This is a genomic window from Roseomonas sp. HF4 (assembly GCF_005222755.1).
Classification (GTDB): Bacteria; Pseudomonadota; Alphaproteobacteria; order Acetobacterales; family Acetobacteraceae; genus Neoroseomonas.
The window spans coordinates 1-16,970 of the sequence record NZ_STGD01000017.1 but is presented as its reverse complement, the minus strand read 5'-3'; the positions used below and the strand labels follow the sequence as shown (position 1 = coordinate 16,970).

The window sequence follows — 16,970 nt, the reverse complement described above, 5'->3', positions numbered from 1 at the left end:
CTCCTCTGGTGAAGTCGGATAGAGGTCGTGCCGGCAGCACGGGGGCTGCCGGCACGGTCAGGACGGATCAGCGGTTGTAGACGGCGCCGATCGCCACGGCGTTCTGCGCCAGGCTGTTCGCGCCGGCGTTCTGGTTCACCTGCGCGATGCCGGTCATCCCGTTGAAGGAACCGGTCATCGAGACGCCGGCCGACCCGCTGTGCGCGCTGGCGTGGTTGCCGACCACGCCACCGATGTTCGCCGCCGCGGCGATGGTGGTGGACAGGTCGTTCGCCGCGCATTCGCAGAACTCGACGGCCGAGAGCGCGGCCGCGTTCTGCTGCAGGCTGTTGGCGCCGACGTTCTGGTTCACGTTCGCGAGGCCGGTGAAGCGGCCGAACGAGCCGTCGATCCGGCCGCGCGCGGTGTGGTCGTAGTCGTCCGACCAGTTGCCCGAGCCGGTGACCACGCCGACATTGGCCGAGATGGCCCAGGCGTCGCGCGTCTGGCGGCGGGTCCCCTCGATGTTGTCGGCATAGGCGATGGCGGTCGCGTTCTGCTGCAGGCTGTTCGCGCCGGCGTTCTGGTTCACCTGCGCGACGCCCGTGGCGCCACCGAAGGAGTCGGTCAGCGAGGCGGTCGCGCTCGTGCCGCCGCTGCCGTAGCGGTAGGAGCCGTTCTGGCTCCGGTTGCCGATGACGGCGCCGGCATTCACCGCCACGGCGTTGGCGTCGCCGTCGCCGTACTTGAAGCCGGCCTCGCAGTCGCAGCCCTCCACATAGGCCACGGCGACCGCGTTCTGCTGCGCGGAATTCGCGCCCGCATTCTGGTTGACGTTGAACACGCCGCGCGCGCCGCCGCCGAAGCTGCGGGTCATGCGCACGCTGTTGGCCTGGCGGTAGCCCGTGGTCGATTCGTTGCCCGCCGTCTCGCCGAGGTTCACGCCGAGCGCCGCGGCGTAGTGATCCATCACGGTCGTGCGGTAGCGGCTGTAGCCGTCGTCGCTGGCCATCGCTGCGCCGCCGAAGACGACCACGCCGGCCGTCGCCAGAAGAAGTGCTCGCATGTCTCTCTCCTCGTTCCGTGTTGTCACGGCCCGACGCGAGGTGCGCCGAGCTTGCGCCATGCGGAGCGGCAGTAAGGCGGGACCTGCGGCGATGCGTGCCGCGCGATGGTCGTCCCTTGTCCAACCTTCTCCTTCGCGCAGGAGAGAGGACAGCAACCTGCGTGCCAGCCATGCGGGCCGCAGCGCTACAGGCGGCATGTCCAGGGAATCCAGGCGCTGCGGAGACGTGCCGCAGGTGCGGCCGCACCGTGCCGGCGCGTCACGCTGCGCGTGTCGCGACGTAAACCTTAACGCGCGGTTAACAGCGTGGATCGGCGGTTGGGCGACAGCGCCGGATGCGGATCGCGAAGGCCGCGCGCGACGGCGCGGCCGCATGGCGCGGCCGCACCCCGTTCGCCGCGTCGGCGCTTCGGGTCAGATCAGGTTGAACCGCACCGGCACGCGCAGGATCAGCCGCGCATCGGGCGCGCCCTCGGTCACGCCGATGCCGACGCCGAGGTTGACGCTCACGGCTTCCGAGGCGCGATAGGACAGGCCGAAGTTGAAGGTCCCAATGTCGGTCGAGGATCCCGCGATGCTCTGTCCCTCCTGGCTCGAGCGGAACACGAAGATGTGCTCGTAGCCGAGGCTGATCGAGGTGCGTTCGTTCAGCGCGAAGCCGACGCCGAAATTGAGCCCGATTCCGTCGCCGGGGTCGAGGTTGAGCCGCCGCGACGGCCCGCCCGCCGGGTCCTGCACGTCGACGTCGCGCGCGATGTTCCAGATGTAGCGCAGCCCGCCGAAGAACACCGCCGGGTCCGACGCCCAGGCGACGGTGATGCCGGGTTCGACCGACCAGAAGCCGGTGCCGGTCGGCAGCTCGCGCTCCAGGCCGCGCAGGAAGCCGCCCTGGATGTCGTTCACCGTATAGATCGGCACCTCGAAGGGGCTGCGCCCGGTGTCGGACTTCACGCGCAGGTTCGCGATGAAGATCGGCCAGTCCGCGAGCCCGGCGTTGATCTGGTAGGACGCGCCGAACTCGATGTCCCCGAGCCCGTCGCCGCTCGGGTCGATCACGATCGGCTGGGCCGTGATGTCGGACGGGCCGGTCTCGATCGTGTCGTTGCGGAACACGTAGGGGATGCGCGTGTTGATCTCGAAGCGGTCCGTCACGCCGTAGCGGAGCGTGACCGCGGCCGTCGCGGCGCGCCGCGTGGACCGGCGGATGTCGACGCTGCCGAAGGTGATGCCGGGTACGATCGAGAAGCCGTTCACCGTCGCCTGGATGTTCTCGCCATAGAGGTATTCGAGGGTAGGCTCGACCGAGAGCGCGCCGCGCGGCGTCAGCACACCGCCGACGCGTGCCAGCGTCGGGTCGGTGCCGAGCACGCGCTGTTCCTCGCGCCGGGCGACCTGGGCGGCCTCGGCGGCGGTGGAGGGACCGCGCGGCGCCTCGGCTGGCTGCGTCCCGGCAGGCGCCGGCACCACGACCGGCGCGGCGGCCGGGGCGCGCTGCGCCGCCGCCGTCCTGCGCGACGGCGGAGCGCCCACCGCGCCCCGCAGCGTCTCGATCTCGCGCGATTGCGCCTGGATCAGGCGCTCCTGGCGCGCGAGGCGGTCGGACTGCTCGCGCAGTTGCTGCTGCTGGCGTTCGAGCGCCGCGCGGAAGGCGCGCAGCTCCTCCGCGCTGACGCCCTGCGCGAAGGCGCCGCCCGATGGTATTGCGCCGGCCAGCAGGGCCAGAGCGACGTAACCAGCCTTCGTCTTGCCTGACATTGATGAGCCCCTTCCGCCCAGGCCGGGCCGTCGTGGCAGGTCGAGGCATCCCGACCCCTCAGCGGTCCAGCGCGATGTCGTTGCGTGCGAGCATGCGATAGAAGGTGACGCGCGAAACACCGACGGCGCGCGACGCCGCGGCCACGCAGTGCCCGTTCGCCGCCAGCGCGGCGACGACGAGACTGCGTTCCTCCGCGGATCCGGGGCGTGGGCGGATCGGCGCCGCGCCGGACCGGACCGGGGCGGGCGCCGCGGTCTCGGCGCCCGGCATGGGCGCGAGCGACAGATCGGCGGGCGTGATCGGTCCACCGTCGCCCATGACGACCGCGCGGCGGATCACGGCGATGAGCTGCCGCACGTTGCCCGGCCAGGCATAGGCGCGGATCGTCGTGCGCGCCTCCGGCGTGAAGCCGGGGGGCGACCTGCCGCATTCGGCCGCGACGCGACGCAGGAAGATGGTGGCCAGCAGCTCGAGGTCGTCGCCCCGCGCGCGCAGCGGCGGCATCTCGAGCGTCAGGACCGCGAGCCGGTAGAAAAGGTCCTCCCGGAAGCGCCGTTCGGCCACGGCGTCGGACAGCGGCACATGTGTCGCGGCCACGATCCGCGCATCGACCGGCACGGGCTGCCGCGCGCCCACGCGCAGCACCTGGCCGTCCTGCAGGAAGCGAAGGAGATGTCCCTGGATCTCGAGCGGCAGGTCGCCGATCTCATCGAGGAACAGCGTGCCGCGGTGCGCGAGTTCGAGATGCCCGATGCGCCGCTCCACGGCCCCGGTGAAGGCGCCCTTCTCGTGGCCGAAGAGCTCGCTGCTGACAAGGCTCGGCGGCAGCGCCGCGCAGTTGATGGCGACGAAGGGCCCGCCCGCGCGTCCGGACCGCTCGTGGATCGCGCGCGCCGCGAGTTCCTTGCCCGTGCCGCTTTCCCCGGTGATCAGGACGGGGGATTCGACCCGCGCGTAGCGCCGGAGCCGGTCGAAGACCTCGAGCATCGGTGGGCTCGACCCGATCATGAAGTTGTCGTCGCCGACCGGCTCGGCCTCCGAGGGCGCAAGGGAGGCGGGCAGGGCGGCGGCATCGGCGCCCCGGACATCCGCAAGCGCGACGGCCAGCTTCCGGCGTGTCGCCGGATCGCGCGCCGCGGCGTCCAGCAGCAACTGGGCGGCCCGGCGGCGCGGGAGGGATTCGAGCACGCGGAGGTCGAACGCCGCCATGTCCGCGATCCCGCCTGTCAGGCTGGCGGCCTGATCTCTCTTGAGCACAGCGGCCTCCCTGGAGCGTCTGAAGGCGTCTGGCCGCGCCGGGCGAGCCCCCGATCGGGCCTGAACGTGGAAACACTTTAATAAATGAAAGAATAACACGACGAACAAAGATGTCTCAAACGAAAAGCCCTTTTTATTGATGCAGATCACATTGCGGGCGTCGCTACCTTACATAGTGTCAAATAATTGAAATTCTCGTATTTGGTTCGCTGAATTCACGATCGTGTGAGCGTGAGCATTTGAGCCGTGGCGGGCGCGGCGCGGAGGGAGGCGCGTCGGAAGCCTCGGCGCGGACCCCCGCGCCGGCCAATCCGATGCCTCTGCGTCGCGCTGCCGTGAACGGCGCGCCGGCGGGCGCGAAGTCAGCGGTCGAGCACCGACTCGTGCATCCAGCCGGCGGCGCGGTCCTCGCCCACCTGCAGCCAGCCGCCATCCGCCTCGGCGAAGACGTTGAGCGCCGTTCCGGGCGGCAGGACGCGGAGCACCGGCGCGTCCAGCCCCGGGTCCCGGCGGAGGTTCGCCCGGCTGCGGCGGCTCGTGATCACCTGGCGAAGCGCGCCCGGCGCCGCGCGTGCTCCCCCAACCGGCGCCGGGCGCGCGGCCGGGCCGACGGGGCGTGTTGCCTCGGACCCCGTCCAGCGATGCACATCCGACCAGAAATCGGCCGGGCCGGGGCGGAGCGGCTCGGCCGCGCCCTGCGCGAACGCCGTCCCCGGCATGCAGGGCGCGAGGCCGAGCGCCAGCGCGCACAGGATCCGTGCCGCTGGACGGTATGGCGCCCGAGGGCGCCGGCAAGGCGATCGCTCCGGCATCGTCGTTCCTCCTGCCGCCATGCGGGCCGGCCCCGGGCGGGATGGCGACCGCGCGGCGCGCGGAATGCGGCGCACGGGATGCAGCCTTCCTTGCCCGTCCGGCAGCTCCGCACGGGGCGCGCCTACCAGCAGCCTTGCCGCCGCGTCCAGCCCCGGCGCCGCCTGCGGCGCGCGCCGGCCGCTTCGACCTTTGGACGGTCCGGGCGTTCTGGTAGCCTGACAGAACGAATCAACACGGCGTCGGAGACCTTCGCTCTGTCCATGTCCATGACTACCCCCTCGGCCGAAGCGCCTTCCGTCGCCTTGCGGGACCTCATTCTCCGAAAGCTGACCTACACGCTTGGCAAGCCGCCATCCGAGGCGCGCGACCGGGACTGGTTCATGGCGACGGCGCTCGCGGTGCGGGACAAGGTCGTCGAGCGCTTCCTCGCGCAGATGCACGACCGCCGCGGCGCCGGGGGCAAGACGGTCTACTACCTGTCGCTCGAGTTCCTGATCGGGCGCGTGCTGCGCGAGAACGTCTCCAATCTCGGGCTCGAGGACGACCTCCGGGAGGCGCTCGCCAGCCTCGGCCTCACGCTCGACCAGGCGCGGCTCCCCGAGCCTGACGCCGCGCTCGGCAACGGGGGTCTCGGCCGGCTCGCGGCCTGCTTCCTCGAGAGCATGTCGAGCCTCGGCATCCCGGCCTTCGGCTACGGCATCCGCTACGACCACGGCCTGTTCCGCCAGCTCATCCGCGACGGCTGGCAGCAGGAATACCCCGAGGACTGGCTCGCCTTCGGCAACCCCTGGGAATTCGCGCGGCCCGAGATCCGCCATCGGATCGGCTTCGGCGGCGAGGTGACCAGCGACAACGGCCAGGACGGCCCGGTGCACCACCGCTGGATCCCCGGCGAATGGGTCGACGCCATCGCCTACGACACGCCGGTGGTCGGCTGGCGCGGCCGGCAGGTGAACACGCTGCGGCTCTGGCGGGCCGGCGCGCCGGACCCGATGCGCCTCGACGCCTTCAACCGCGGCGACCACCTCGGCGCGCTCGCGGGCCAGGTCCGGGCCGAGGCGATCTCCAAGATCCTCTACCCGTCCGACGACAGCCCGGCGGGGCAGGAGCTGCGCCTCAGGCAGGAATACTTCTTCACCTCGGCCGCCCTGCAGGACCTGATCCGCCGCCACCTGCGGGAGGAGGCGGACCTCTCGGCGCTGGCCGACCGCGTCGCGATCCAGCTGAACGACACGCATCCCGCGATCGCCATCGCCGAGCTGATGCGCCTGCTGGTGGACGAGCACGGCATCGCCTGGGCCGATGCGTGGCGCATCACCCGTGCGGCCACCTCCTACACCAACCACACCCTGCTGCCGGAGGCGCTGGAATCCTGGCCGGTGCCGCTGATGGAGCGGCTGCTGCCGCGGCACATGCAGATCATCTACCGGATCAACGCCGAGCACCTCGACGCCGTGCGCGCGGCGCATCCGGGCGACGACCGGCTGTTCGCCTCCGTCTCCCTGATCGGGGAGGAGCATGGGCGGCGCGTGCGCATGGGGCAGCTCGCCTTCGTGGGATCGCACCGGGTGAACGGGGTCTCGGCGCTGCACACCACGCTGATGCGCCAGACGGTGTTCCAGGACCTGCACGCGCTGCATCCCGAACGCATCGTCAACAAGACCAACGGCATCTCCTTCCGCCGCTGGCTGATGCAGTGCAACCCGGGCCTGACCGCGCTCATCGTGGACGCGATCGGGCCCCGCGTGCTGGACGAGCCCGATGCGCTCGAAGGGCTGCGCGCGCTGGCCGGCGACGCCGCCTTCCAGGGCCGCTTCGCCGCGGTCAAGCGCGCGAACAAGGAGGCGCTCGCGCTCATGATCCGCGAGCAGGCGGGCGTGCGCGTCGACCCCGCCGCGCTGTTCGACGTGCAGATCAAGCGCATCCACGAATACAAGCGGCAGCTGCTCAACGTGCTGCAGACCATCGCGCTGTACGAGGCGATGCGCGCGCAGCCGATGCGCGAATGGACGCCGGTCGTGAAGATCTTCGCCGGCAAGGCGGCGCCGGGCTATCACCGCGCGAAGCTGATCATCAAGCTCGCCTGCGACGTCGGCCGCGTGATCAACCGCGACCCCGCCGTGCGCGGCCTGCTCAAGGTCGTGTTCGTGCCGAACTACAACGTCTCGGCGGCCGAGGCGATCGTGCCCGCGGCCGACCTGTCGGAGCAGATCTCGACGGCGGGGATGGAAGCGTCCGGCACGGGGAACATGAAGCTCGCGCTGAACGGCGCGCTCACCATCGGCACGCTGGACGGCGCGACCGTCGAGATGGCCGGGCAGATCGGCGCGGAGCACCTGTTCCTCTTTGGCCTGTCGGCCGAGGAGGTGACGGAGCGGCGCGCCGCGGGCTGGCGGGGCGAACAGGCGATCGCCGCCTCCGACAGCCTGGCCGAGGTGCTCGACGCGGTCGGTGGCGGCGTCTTCTCGCCGGACGATCACGGCCGCTACCGCGACCTGGTCGCGGCGATCCGCGCCGAGGACTGGTTCATGGTCGCGGCCGATTTCGACGCCTATGCCGCGGCGCAGGGCCGCGCCGCGGCGCTCTACCGCGACCCCGAGGCCTGGCGCCGGACGGCGGTGATGAACACGGCGGGCATGGGCTGGTTCTCCTCCGACCGCTCGATCGCGGAGTACGCGTCCGGCATCTGGGGCGTGCCGCTGTCATGACCCCCGGGGGCGCCGGACCGACCGGGTTTCCCCGGACGGCCCGGTCCGGGCATGATGGCGCCAGGACCGACAGGTAGGACCGCATGTCACAAGACCGCCCCGCGATCGGCCCGCCCTATGCGCGCCACGCCATGGCCTATGTGCTGGCCGGCGGGCGGGGGTCGCGCCTGATGGAGTTGACCGACCGCCGCGCCAAGCCGGCGGTCTTCTTCGGCGGCAAGTCGCGCATCATCGACTTCGCGCTGTCCAACGCGCTCAATTCCGGCATCCGGCGCATCGCGGTCGCGACGCAATACAAGGCGCACAGCCTGATCCGCCACCTGCAGCGCGGCTGGAACTTCCTGCGCCCCGAACGGCGGGAGACCTTCGACATCCTGCCCGCGAGCCAGCGCGTGGATGAACGTTCCTGGTACCTCGGCACGGCGGACGCGGTGTTCCAGAACCTCGACATCATCGAGGACTACGCGCCGCGCTTCATGGTCGTTCTGGCGGGCGACCACATCTACAAGATGGACTACGAGCAGATGCTGGCCCAGCACGTGGACAGCGGCGCCGACGTCACGGTCGGCTGCTTCACCGTGCCGCGCATGGAGGCGACGGGCTTCGGCGTCATGCACGTGGACGAGGCCGACCGCATCACGGCCTTCGTGGAGAAGCCGGCCGACCCGCCCGGCATTCCGGGGCAGCCCGACATGGCGCTGGCGTCGATGGGCATCTACGTCTTCGACACGCGCTTCCTCGCGGCCGAGCTTCGCCGCGACGCCGAGGACGCCGCGTCGAGCCACGATTTCGGCAAGGACCTCATCCCGCACATCGTCCGCCACGGCCGCGCCGTCGCGCACCGCTTCGAGAACTCCTGCGTCCGGTCCGGCGCCGAGCGCGCGCCCTATTGGCGCGACGTCGGCACGATCGACGCCTATTGGCAGGCGAGCATCGACCTGACCGAGATCGTTCCCGACCTCGACCTCTATGACAACGCCTGGCCGATCTGGACCCATGCCGAGGTGACGCCGCCGGCCAAGTTCGTGCACGACATCGACGGGCGGCGCGGGGAGGCGATCTCCTCCCTCGTCTCGGGCGGCTGCATCGTCTCGGGCGCTCTCGTGCGGCATTCGCTGCTCTCGACGGGGACCCACCTGCATTCCTACGCCGCGCTGGACGGCGCGGTCGTGCTGCCGCAGGTCGATGTCGGGCGCGGCGCGCGGCTGACGAATGTCGTGGTGGACCGCGGCGTGCGCATCCCGCCCGGCCTCGTGGTGGGCGAGGACCCCGAGGCCGACGCGGCGCGCTTCCGCCGCACGGAACAGGGCATCTGCCTCATCACGCAGCCGATGATCGACCGGCTCGCCTGACGCATGGCGCTGCCCGTCCTCGCGGTTGCCTCCGAGGCCTATCCGCTCGTCAAGACCGGCGGGCTCGCGGATGCCGTCGGCGCGCTGCCGGCGGCGCTGGCGGCGCACGGCGTCGCGGTCCGCACGCTGCTCCCGGGCTACCGGGAGGTGATGCGCGTGCTCGACCGGCCGCGGGTCGCGCACGACCTGCCCGCCTTCTTCGGCGCCCAGGCGCGGGTGCTCGCGGCGACGCATCGCGGCCTCGACCTGCTGGTGCTGGACGCGCCGCATCTGTTCGACCGCGCGGGCGGCCCGTATCTGGCGCCGGGCGGCGCCGAATGGCGCGACAACGGGCTGCGCTTCGCCGCACTCGGCCGCGCGGCGGCGACGATGGCGACGGCGCTGGGCGTCGGCGCGGTGCATGCGCATGACTGGCAGGCGGGGCTCGCGCCGGCCTACCTGCGATTCGCGCCGCGGCGCATCCCCAGCCTCTTCACCATCCACAACATGGCGTTCCAGGGGCGCTTCCCGGCCACGCTGTTTCCCGCGCTGGGCCTGCCGCCGGAGGCCTTCGCGCGCGACGGCCTCGAATACCATGGCGGCGTCGGCTTCCTGAAGTCCGGGCTCTGGTTCGCCGATGCCATCAACACCGTCTCGCCATCCTATGCGGAGGAGATCCTGACGCAGGACGGCGGCATGGGACTCGAGGGCCTGCTGCGCGGCCGCGCGGGCGACCTGCATGGCATCCTGAACGGGCTCGACGTGGCGGATTGGGACCCCGCCACGGATGCGCATCTAGCGGCGCGCTTTTCGTCCGCCGATACGGCGCCGCGCGCGGCGAACAAGGCGGCGGTGCAGGCGCGGCTCGGCCTGGCGCCCGACCCGGACGCGCCGCTGTTCGGCTTCATCGGGCGCCTCGCCTGGCAGAAGGGCGCGGACCTGCTGCTCGAGGCGGCGGGCGTGCTGATGGAACAGGGCGCGCAGCTCGCGCTGGTCGGCTCGGGCGATGCGCCGCTCGAGGAAGCCTGCCGGCGCTTCGCGGCCGCGCATCCGGGCCGCGCGGCGGCCTTCATTGGCTTCGACGAAGGGCTCGCGCGCCGCGTCTATGGCGGCATCGACGCGCTGGTGGTGCCGTCGCGCTTCGAGCCCTGCGGGCTCGCGCAGCTCGCGGCGCTGCGCTACGGCGCGCCGCCGGTCGTCGCGCGCACCGGCGGGCTGGCGGACACGGTGATCGACGCGAGCCCCATGGCGCTGGCCGCCGGCTGCGCGACCGGCGTGCAGGTGGCGCCGGGCCGTGCGGATGCCTTGGCGGCGGGGCTGCGCCGCGCACTCGCGCTGTTCCGCGACCGGGAAACCTGGCGGGGCATGCAGGCCCGCGCGATGGCGACCGACGTCTCCTGGGGGCCTTCCGCCGGGCGCTACGCCGCGATCCTGAAGGGGCTCGCCGCCCGGCATGCGTGACGGCGCAGCGGAACCGCTCGGCGTCCACCTGACGGCGGCCGGGGGCGCGCAGGTCGCGATCCCGGCACCGGGCGCGGATGCCGTCGAGTTCTGCCTGTTCGACACCACCGGCACGCGGGAGGTCGCGCGCCATCGCCTGCCGGGCCGCACGGGCGACGTGTTCCACGGCCTGGTGTGCGGCGTGCCCGAGGGCGCCCGCTACGGCCTGCGCGCGCAGGGCGCGGGGCCGCGCTTCGATGCGGCGAAGCTGCTGCTCGACCCCTGGGCGCGGGAGATCGACCGGCCCTTCGCGCTGGACGCGTCGATGTTCGCGCCCGGCGCCGACAGCGCGGCCGCCATGCCGAAGGCGGTGCTGACGCGGCCGCTGCCGCCCGCGCCGCCGCCGCCCGCCGCGTCCGCCGCGCGCGTGATCTACGAGATGCATGTGCGCGGCTTCACGCGCGCCCATCCCGACATTCCCGAGGCGATCCGCGGCACCTTCGCGGCGCTCGGCCACCGGGCCGCCATCGCGCATCTGACGCGCCTTGGCGTCACGCATGTCGAGCTCCTGCCCGCCGCGGCCTGGGTCGATGAGCCGATGCTGCCGCCGCGCGGGCTGTCCAACTACTGGGGCTACAATCCCGTCGGCTGGCTGGCGCCCGACCCGCGGCTCGCCCCCGGCGGCATGGCCGAGGTGCGCGCCGCCGTCGCCGCCCTGGCCGAGGCCGGCATCGGCGTCATTCTCGACGTCGTGCTGAACCATTCGGGGGAGGGCGACGCGGCGGGGCCGACGCTGTCGCTGCGGGGTCTCGGCGACATGGCCTGGTATCGCGGCGCGGAGCGCGCCTACGCGAACGACGCGGGCTGCGGCAATACGCTGGCGCTCGACCGCCACTGGCCGCTCAGGCTCGCCATGGATGCGATGCGGCACTGGGTGGGGCAGGCGGGGCTGGCGGGGCTCAGGCTCGACCTCGCGACCACCCTCGGCCGACGGGACGACGGCTTCGACGCCGATGCGCCGCTGCTGCAGGCGATGCGCCAGGACCCGCTGCTGCGCGACCGCTGGATCATCGCCGAGCCCTGGGACGTGGGCATGGGCGGGCACCGGCTGGGCGCCTTCGCGCCGGGCTGGGGCGAATGGAACGACCGCTTCCGTGACGGCGTGCGGCGCTTCTGGCGCGGCGATGCGGGCAGCCTCGGGGAATTCGCGACGCGCATCGCGGGCTCGCGCGACATCTTCGGCCCGCGCCCGGCGACGGACAGCGTGAACTTCGTGGCCGCGCATGACGGCTTCACCCTGGCCGACCTGGTCAGCCATCACGGCAAGCGCAACGGCGCGAATGGGGAGGACGGGCGCGACGGGGCCGGGGACAACAATTCCTGGAACCACGGCGTCGAGGGCGCGACGGACGACCCGGCGATCCTGGCGCTGCGCGCGGGCGACGTGCGGGCGCTGCTGGCGACGCTGCTCGCCGCGCGCGGCACGCCGATGCTGAACATGGGCGACGAGGCGGGCCGCAGCCAGGACGGCAACAACAATGCCTGGTGCCAGGACAGCGCGTTGTCCTGGTTCGACTGGCAGCATGCGGATGCGGCGCTGCTGGACTTCACGGCGCGGCTGGTGGCCGCGCGGCGCGCGCACCCGGCCCTTCATGGCGCTGCGCCGCTGACCGGCGCCCCCGATGCGGCAGGCGAGGCGGATCTGCGCTGGCTGCGCCTCGACGGTGCGCCGATGACGGATGCGGACTGGACCGACCCTGGCGCGGCGAGTGTCGCGATGCTGCTCCAGGCCGGCGGCGACCGCGTGCTGGTCGTGGTCCATCGCGGCGCGGCCGCGGCGCGGATCGCACTGCCGCCGCCGCGGGCCGGGCATGGCTGGCGCATCCTCGCCGACAGCGGCGACCCCGCGCGCGAGGGCGCCGTCTCGGGCGACATGTCGCTCGCGCCCCGCGCCGTCGCCTGGTTCGTCGAGGCGCCGCGATCGGCCCCCTGACCCTGGCACGCGCGGCGCGCAGCGTGTACGGGATGCCCCGAAGCGGCCGCGCGCCGCGCCCCAGGCACGGAGGATGACCATGACGGACACGACGATCGGCACCGGCGCGGAGGCCGTGCCCGGGCAGGTCATCACCGTGCACTACACGGGCTGGCTGTTCGATGAAGGCGCGCCGGACAACAAGGGGCGGAAGTTCGACAGCTCCCGCGACCGCGGCGACCCCTTCACCTTCGAGCTCGGCGCCGGGCACGTGATCCAGGGCTGGGACAACGGCTTCGCCGGCATGAAGGTCGGCGGCCACCGGACGCTCGTGATCCCGCCCGAGCAGGGCTACGGCGCGCGCGGCGCGGGCGGCGTCATCCCGCCCAATGCGACGCTGGTCTTCGAGGTGGAGCTGCTCGCCGTCGGCTGAGCGGTTTCCATGCCCGGAAGCCGCTCACGCGCCGTTGCGCGCGCATCTTCACGCATGCGGCTGGGTCCAGCCGTATGCGGCCCGCCCTAGGCGCGCCATGGGGCGGCACGGGCTCCTCAAGCTGGCGCCGATCTTCCTCGGCACCGCGATCGTGCCGCTGGACGGCGCGGTGAACGTCGCCTTCCCGTCGATCGCCGCCGCCTTCGGGCTCGAGGTGCCGGCGATCCAGTGGGTCGTGATCTGCTACGTGCTGACCTATGGCAGCCTGATGCTGGCGGTCGGGCGGATCGGTGACATCTTCGGCCACCTGCGCGTGTTCCGGCTGGGGCTGGCGTGGTCGGCGGCGGCCTTCGTGTTCTGCGCGCTGGCGCCGGGCTACGGGGCGCTGCTCGGCGCACGCGTGCTGCAGGGGATCGGCGCCGCGCTCGTCATCGGCTGCGGCCCGGCGCTGGCGGCCAACATGTTCGAGGAATCGCTCCGCACCCGCGCGCTGGCGGCCTATGCGACCGGCTTCGCGGCCGCCGCCGCCGCCGGGCCCCTGATGGGTGGCGTGCTGGTGGGTGCCTTCGGCTGGCAGGGCGTCTATTGGTTCCGGGCCCCGCTCGCGCTGCTGGCGCTGGTGCTGGCGCGGCGCCTGGCGGACCCGCCCGCGGCCCCGGCGCGCGAGCCCTTCGATGCCGCCGGCGCGGCGCTGCTGGTCGCGGCCGTCGCGCTGCTGCTGCTCGCGGTGAACCGGGCGCCGGCGCCGATCGCGCTCGGCCTGTTCGCCGCCGCCGCGGCGTGTTCGCTCGGCTTCGCCTGGCGGAGCGCACGCGCGGCGCGGCCCATCATCGACCTCGGGCTGTTTCGGCGCCCGGGCTTCGCGGCGCTCAACCTTGCGAGCACCATGGTGAGCTTCGCGGCCTTCGCGGTGATGCTGGTCGGGCCCTTCTACCTGGCGCGCATCGCGGGGCTGCCGGCGCTCGGCCTCGGCCTGCTCCTGGCGGCGAGCCATGGCGGCGCGATGGCGGGGGCGGCGCTCGGTGGGCGGGCGGTCGGGCGCTTCGGCGCGCGCGCGGTGGTGCGGGCGGCAGCGGTGCTGACCGCGGCAGGGCTGCTCGGCGTCGCGGGCTGGGGCGTGGGGACGCCGGTCGCGCTGCTCGCCGTGGCGCTGGCGGTGCAGGGCATCGGCACGGGGCTGTTCACGCTGGCCTATACGGACGTCGTGACGGGGACGATGCGACGGGAGGACCGCGGCGTCGCGGGCAGCCTGACCATGCTGACGCGCACCCTGGGCGTGGTGTTGGCGGCCTCGCTGCTGACGCTGCTGTTCGGCGCGACGGAGGCCGCGCTGCTGGGCGCCGGCGCGGCGCCGGACGCGGCCTTCCTCGGCGCCTTCCGCCGGGTGTTCCTGGTGGCGGGCGCACTGCCGCTGCTGGCGCTGCCGCTGCTGCGCGGACGGGGGTGAGGAAGGTCGGGGGAGGGGAACCTCCCCCATACCCTCCTTTGTCGAACCTGAGGCCACGCCTGTCACGAGCCGGGTCGCGGTGGCATCCTCGCGGCCGGGAAAGGCGCCACCGGCCTTGAGCATGGCCATGAGGTGGCCGACGAGTTCGATCTCCGACGGATCATCGGGGTCCTTGCCGGGGCTGATGACCACCTTGTCGATCAGCGCACGTGCTGCCTCCAGCACCTCCGGCGCGTCGCCGCCCTCGATGGCCTGTCGCAGCGCGGCAACCCGCCTGGTGTCAACGGCGGAGCAAAACCAGGCCAGCGCGGCGGCGTAAAACAAGGCCACTGGCGACATGGCGGCATCAGACTTGGCCGGCCCCCGATCGGGGGCCGGCCAAGTCTGCGGCTGGTTTCCTTGGTGGTCAGTCCTGCAGGATCTCGCCTGTATCCTGGTCGATCTGCTCGTTTGCAGCGGGGTCGGCTGGCGCTGCCTTTGTCGAGGGGCGTCGCCGGGCGGTGGATTGAGCCAGGCGGTAGCTCACGCCGTTCATGGTCAGGATATGGACATGATGGGTGAGCCGGTCGAGCAGGGCGCCGGTGAGGCGTTCCGAGCCGAGCACCGCGGTCCATTCCTCGAACGGCAGGTTCGAGGTGACGATGGTGGAGCCGTGTTCGTAGCGCTGGCTGAACACCTCGAACAGCAGCTCCGCCCCGATCGGCGACAGCGGCACATAGCCAAGCTCGTCGATGATCAGCAGCTTCGCCGCCTGCAGCTCCCGCTGCAACCGCAGCAGGCGCTTCTCGTCACGCGCTTCCATCAGCTGGTGTACCAGCTGAGCCGCCGTGGTGAACACGACGCTGAACCCCCGCTGGCACGCGGCCAGGCCGAGGCCGAGCGCGACGTGGCTCTTGCCGGTGCCGCTGTTGCCGAGCGCGATGATGTTCTCGCGCCGCAGGATGTACTCGCAGCGCGCCAGCTCGAGGACCAGCATCTTGTTGAGGCTGGGGATGGCGGTGAACACGAAGCTGTCCAGGCTCTTGGTCGCCGGGAACCGCGCCTGGCGGATCCGCCGCTCGACCAGGCGCCGTTCGCGGTCGATCAACTCCAGTTCGAGCAGCCGCAGCAGGTAGCGCGGATGATCGACGCCGTCGCGGTGCCCCCCACGACCGTCCACTCGCCGCTTCGCCGGAATGGATCGATCGTCTGGCTGGCGACGTCCGTTCGCGTCATGCGGTAGCGCAGCATCCAGGTGTCGCGACCCTCGCCGAGCACGCAGACCCCGTCCGCTTCGCGGATCGGACCGTTCCAGAAGTTGGCGCCCCGGCACTCGATCCTGCTGGCGATAATCGGGCCGGAAACTGGCGTAAAATCGCCCACCATCGTGACTGTCCGCCATCCGGCATCGGGCATCGGCGACCAAGTCTGCTGGTCGAACCGATAGGTGTGCGTGCCGGTGAACGGCTCGCCTGCGAATGCAGTGGTCGCCAAGATGGCGATCAGAGCGGCAGGAATCGTTCGTTTCATGCGCCGTCCCCTGACATTCGGTGAAGCGTAGCGGTCGTGTTCCTTACCGTGGTGTAGGAGCGCCCTGGTCTCCTGGCGGGTATGAGCCGCGGTCAGTCTGCCACCGCGGGCAGGCTGACATTGGGAGCATCGCTGATCGGCGCGAGCGTCTCAAGGCTCATGTAGCGGCGCTGCACCGCCCATTCGTCGTTCTGCTCGAGGAGAATGGCGCCGACGAGGCGGGTGACGGCGGCCTTGTTGGGAAAGATGCCGACCACGTCGCTGCGGCGCTTGATTTCCCCGTTCACCCGTTCCAGCGGGTTCGTAGAGTGGATCTTGGCGCGGTGCTCCCTGGGGAACGCCATGAACGCCAGCACGTCGTCCTCGGCGGCGTCCATCAGTGCGGCGAGCTTGGGCACCCTGTGGCGGAGCTGGTCCGCGACGGTGCGCCAGTGGCGCTTTGCGCCTTCGGCATCGGCCACGACCAGGCGCTTGATCGCTTCGGCGCGGTTGGTCCCGTGGCGCGCCGAGGCACAGTACGGATTTCGGGCAGGTGAGGTTCGAAGCACCCACGCTGGCGATCCACGTCTTCACCGCCTCGGCGATGAACTCCGGCCCCTGGTCCGAGCGGATGTGCACAGGCGTGCCGTGCGCGAGAAACAGGTCCGCCAGCACGTCGATCACCTCAGACGAGCTCAGCCGGCGCGCCACCCTGATCGCCAGCGCCTCACGCGTGAACTCGTCCACCACGCACAGCATCCGGAACTTCCGCCCCTCCCGGGTCCGGTCCTCAACGAAGCCGTAGGCCCAGACGTGGTTCGGCCGCTCCGGCCGCACGCCAGTTGCGATGGTCGGTGGAACCGTAGTGCGGGTCAGGCTGCTTCGGCGGCGGCAGCACGGTGCGCGTGTCGTGGCGTGCGATGCGGGATGGCAGCATGCTGAGCCTCGCCATCGCGCTCACCCCATCAACGCAAAGCGCCCGGGCCGTGGGCTCCGGGCGCCTGCGGTGCGAGGGCTGCGCTCGTACTCCTTCACCGTGGGAAGACTCTATCGGATGCGGATTCCGCGCCGCTACAGGTAGAATTGTAACAGCGCGAAGCGCATGGCGGGCCCGATCAGTATCGCTACGGTGGAGACTGGTGTCCCGGCGGACGGTCGGGGTGAAGTTGCCCCGGTTCTGTGGACGGTCTGCGGGCAGTGGTCAGTCCTTCATGAGCATCTTCCTTGCTTCGAATTCGATGGGCGAGAGGTAGCCGAGGGACGAATGGCGCCTGGTCGGG

Annotated in this window: 12 protein-coding genes and 2 pseudogenes; 6 read left to right on the top strand and 8 right to left on the bottom strand. The window is 71.9% G+C overall.

Going from position 1 to position 16,970, the window contains the following annotated elements; genetic code table 11:
- Positions 1 to 67 precede the first annotated feature (67 nt).
- From E8M80_RS21420 to E8M80_RS21405, 4 genes are all read right to left on the bottom strand, one after another.
- A complete protein-coding gene (locus E8M80_RS21420) occupies positions 68 to 1,045 on the bottom strand; it encodes a hypothetical protein (RefSeq protein WP_137127771.1) in 978 nt (325 codons plus the stop codon).
- Between the two features lie 414 nt (positions 1,046 to 1,459).
- Positions 1,460 to 2,800, bottom strand: coding sequence for an outer membrane protein (locus tag E8M80_RS21415; RefSeq protein ID WP_137127770.1), 1,341 nt, complete (start codon positions 2,798 to 2,800; stop codon positions 1,460 to 1,462).
- 58 nt (positions 2,801 to 2,858) lie between these two features.
- On the bottom strand, positions 2,859 to 4,010 hold the full coding sequence (locus E8M80_RS21410) for a sigma-54-dependent Fis family transcriptional regulator (RefSeq protein ID WP_240790157.1): 1,152 nt from the start codon (positions 4,008 to 4,010) through the stop codon (positions 2,859 to 2,861).
- 410 nt (positions 4,011 to 4,420) lie between these two features.
- Positions 4,421 to 4,777 carry an SH3 domain-containing protein gene (locus E8M80_RS21405; protein ID WP_170979557.1) on the bottom strand — a complete coding sequence of 119 codons (357 nt, stop codon included), beginning with the start codon at positions 4,775 to 4,777 and terminating at the stop codon, positions 4,421 to 4,423.
- Between the two features lie 360 nt (positions 4,778 to 5,137).
- Here E8M80_RS21405 and E8M80_RS21400 point away from each other — a divergent pair, with 360 nt between their 5' ends.
- The 6 genes from E8M80_RS21400 (at position 5,138) to E8M80_RS21375 (ending at position 14,202) form a co-directional block, all read left to right on the top strand.
- The gene (locus tag E8M80_RS21400) at positions 5,138 to 7,579 is read left to right on the top strand and encodes a glycogen/starch/alpha-glucan phosphorylase (protein ID WP_240790167.1); all 2,442 of its coding nucleotides are present in this window, start codon (positions 5,138 to 5,140) and stop codon (positions 7,577 to 7,579) included.
- Positions 7,580 to 7,662: 83 nt separating this feature from the next.
- Positions 7,663 to 8,931, top strand: coding sequence for a glucose-1-phosphate adenylyltransferase (gene glgC, locus E8M80_RS21395; RefSeq protein ID WP_170979556.1), 1,269 nt, complete (start codon positions 7,663 to 7,665; stop codon positions 8,929 to 8,931).
- A 9-nt stretch (positions 8,932 to 8,940) separates the two neighbouring features.
- The gene (gene glgA, locus E8M80_RS21390; protein ID WP_170979567.1) at positions 8,941 to 10,371 is read left to right on the top strand and encodes a glycogen synthase GlgA; all 1,431 of its coding nucleotides are present in this window, start codon (positions 8,941 to 8,943) and stop codon (positions 10,369 to 10,371) included.
- Positions 10,364 to 12,343, top strand: a complete 1,980-nt coding sequence (gene glgX, locus E8M80_RS21385; RefSeq protein WP_137127766.1) for a glycogen debranching protein GlgX — start codon at positions 10,364 to 10,366, stop codon at positions 12,341 to 12,343. The genes glgA and glgX overlap by 8 nt, the downstream gene beginning before the upstream one ends.
- Before the next feature lie 79 nt (positions 12,344 to 12,422).
- Positions 12,423 to 12,755 carry an FKBP-type peptidyl-prolyl cis-trans isomerase gene (locus tag E8M80_RS21380; protein ID WP_170979554.1) on the top strand — a complete coding sequence of 111 codons (333 nt, stop codon included), beginning with the start codon at positions 12,423 to 12,425 and terminating at the stop codon, positions 12,753 to 12,755.
- A 97-nt stretch (positions 12,756 to 12,852) separates the two neighbouring features.
- Positions 12,853 to 14,202: an MFS transporter gene (locus E8M80_RS21375; protein WP_170979555.1), complete on the top strand. Its 1,350-nt coding sequence runs from the start codon at positions 12,853 to 12,855 to the stop codon at positions 14,200 to 14,202.
- Between the two features lie 406 nt (positions 14,203 to 14,608).
- Here E8M80_RS21375 and istB read toward each other — a convergent pair whose 3' ends face one another.
- From istB to E8M80_RS21360, 4 genes and pseudogenes are all read right to left on the bottom strand, one after another.
- Complete coding sequence (gene istB, locus E8M80_RS21370; RefSeq protein ID WP_305013425.1) at positions 14,609 to 15,361, bottom strand: IS21-like element helper ATPase IstB; 753 nt, start codon at positions 15,359 to 15,361, stop codon at positions 14,609 to 14,611.
- Positions 15,286 to 15,711 carry a hypothetical protein gene (locus E8M80_RS26735; protein ID WP_240790156.1) on the bottom strand — a complete coding sequence of 142 codons (426 nt, stop codon included), beginning with the start codon at positions 15,709 to 15,711 and terminating at the stop codon, positions 15,286 to 15,288. Before E8M80_RS26735 ends, istB begins: the two co-directional genes overlap by 76 nt.
- A 92-nt stretch (positions 15,712 to 15,803) precedes the next feature.
- Positions 15,804 to 16,163, bottom strand: a pseudogene (locus E8M80_RS21365) (transposase); the annotation flags it as partial.
- An 85-nt stretch (positions 16,164 to 16,248) separates the two neighbouring features.
- Positions 16,249 to 16,527: pseudogene (locus E8M80_RS21360) on the bottom strand (DDE-type integrase/transposase/recombinase); the annotation flags it as partial.
- Positions 16,528 to 16,970: the final 443 nt, after the last annotated feature.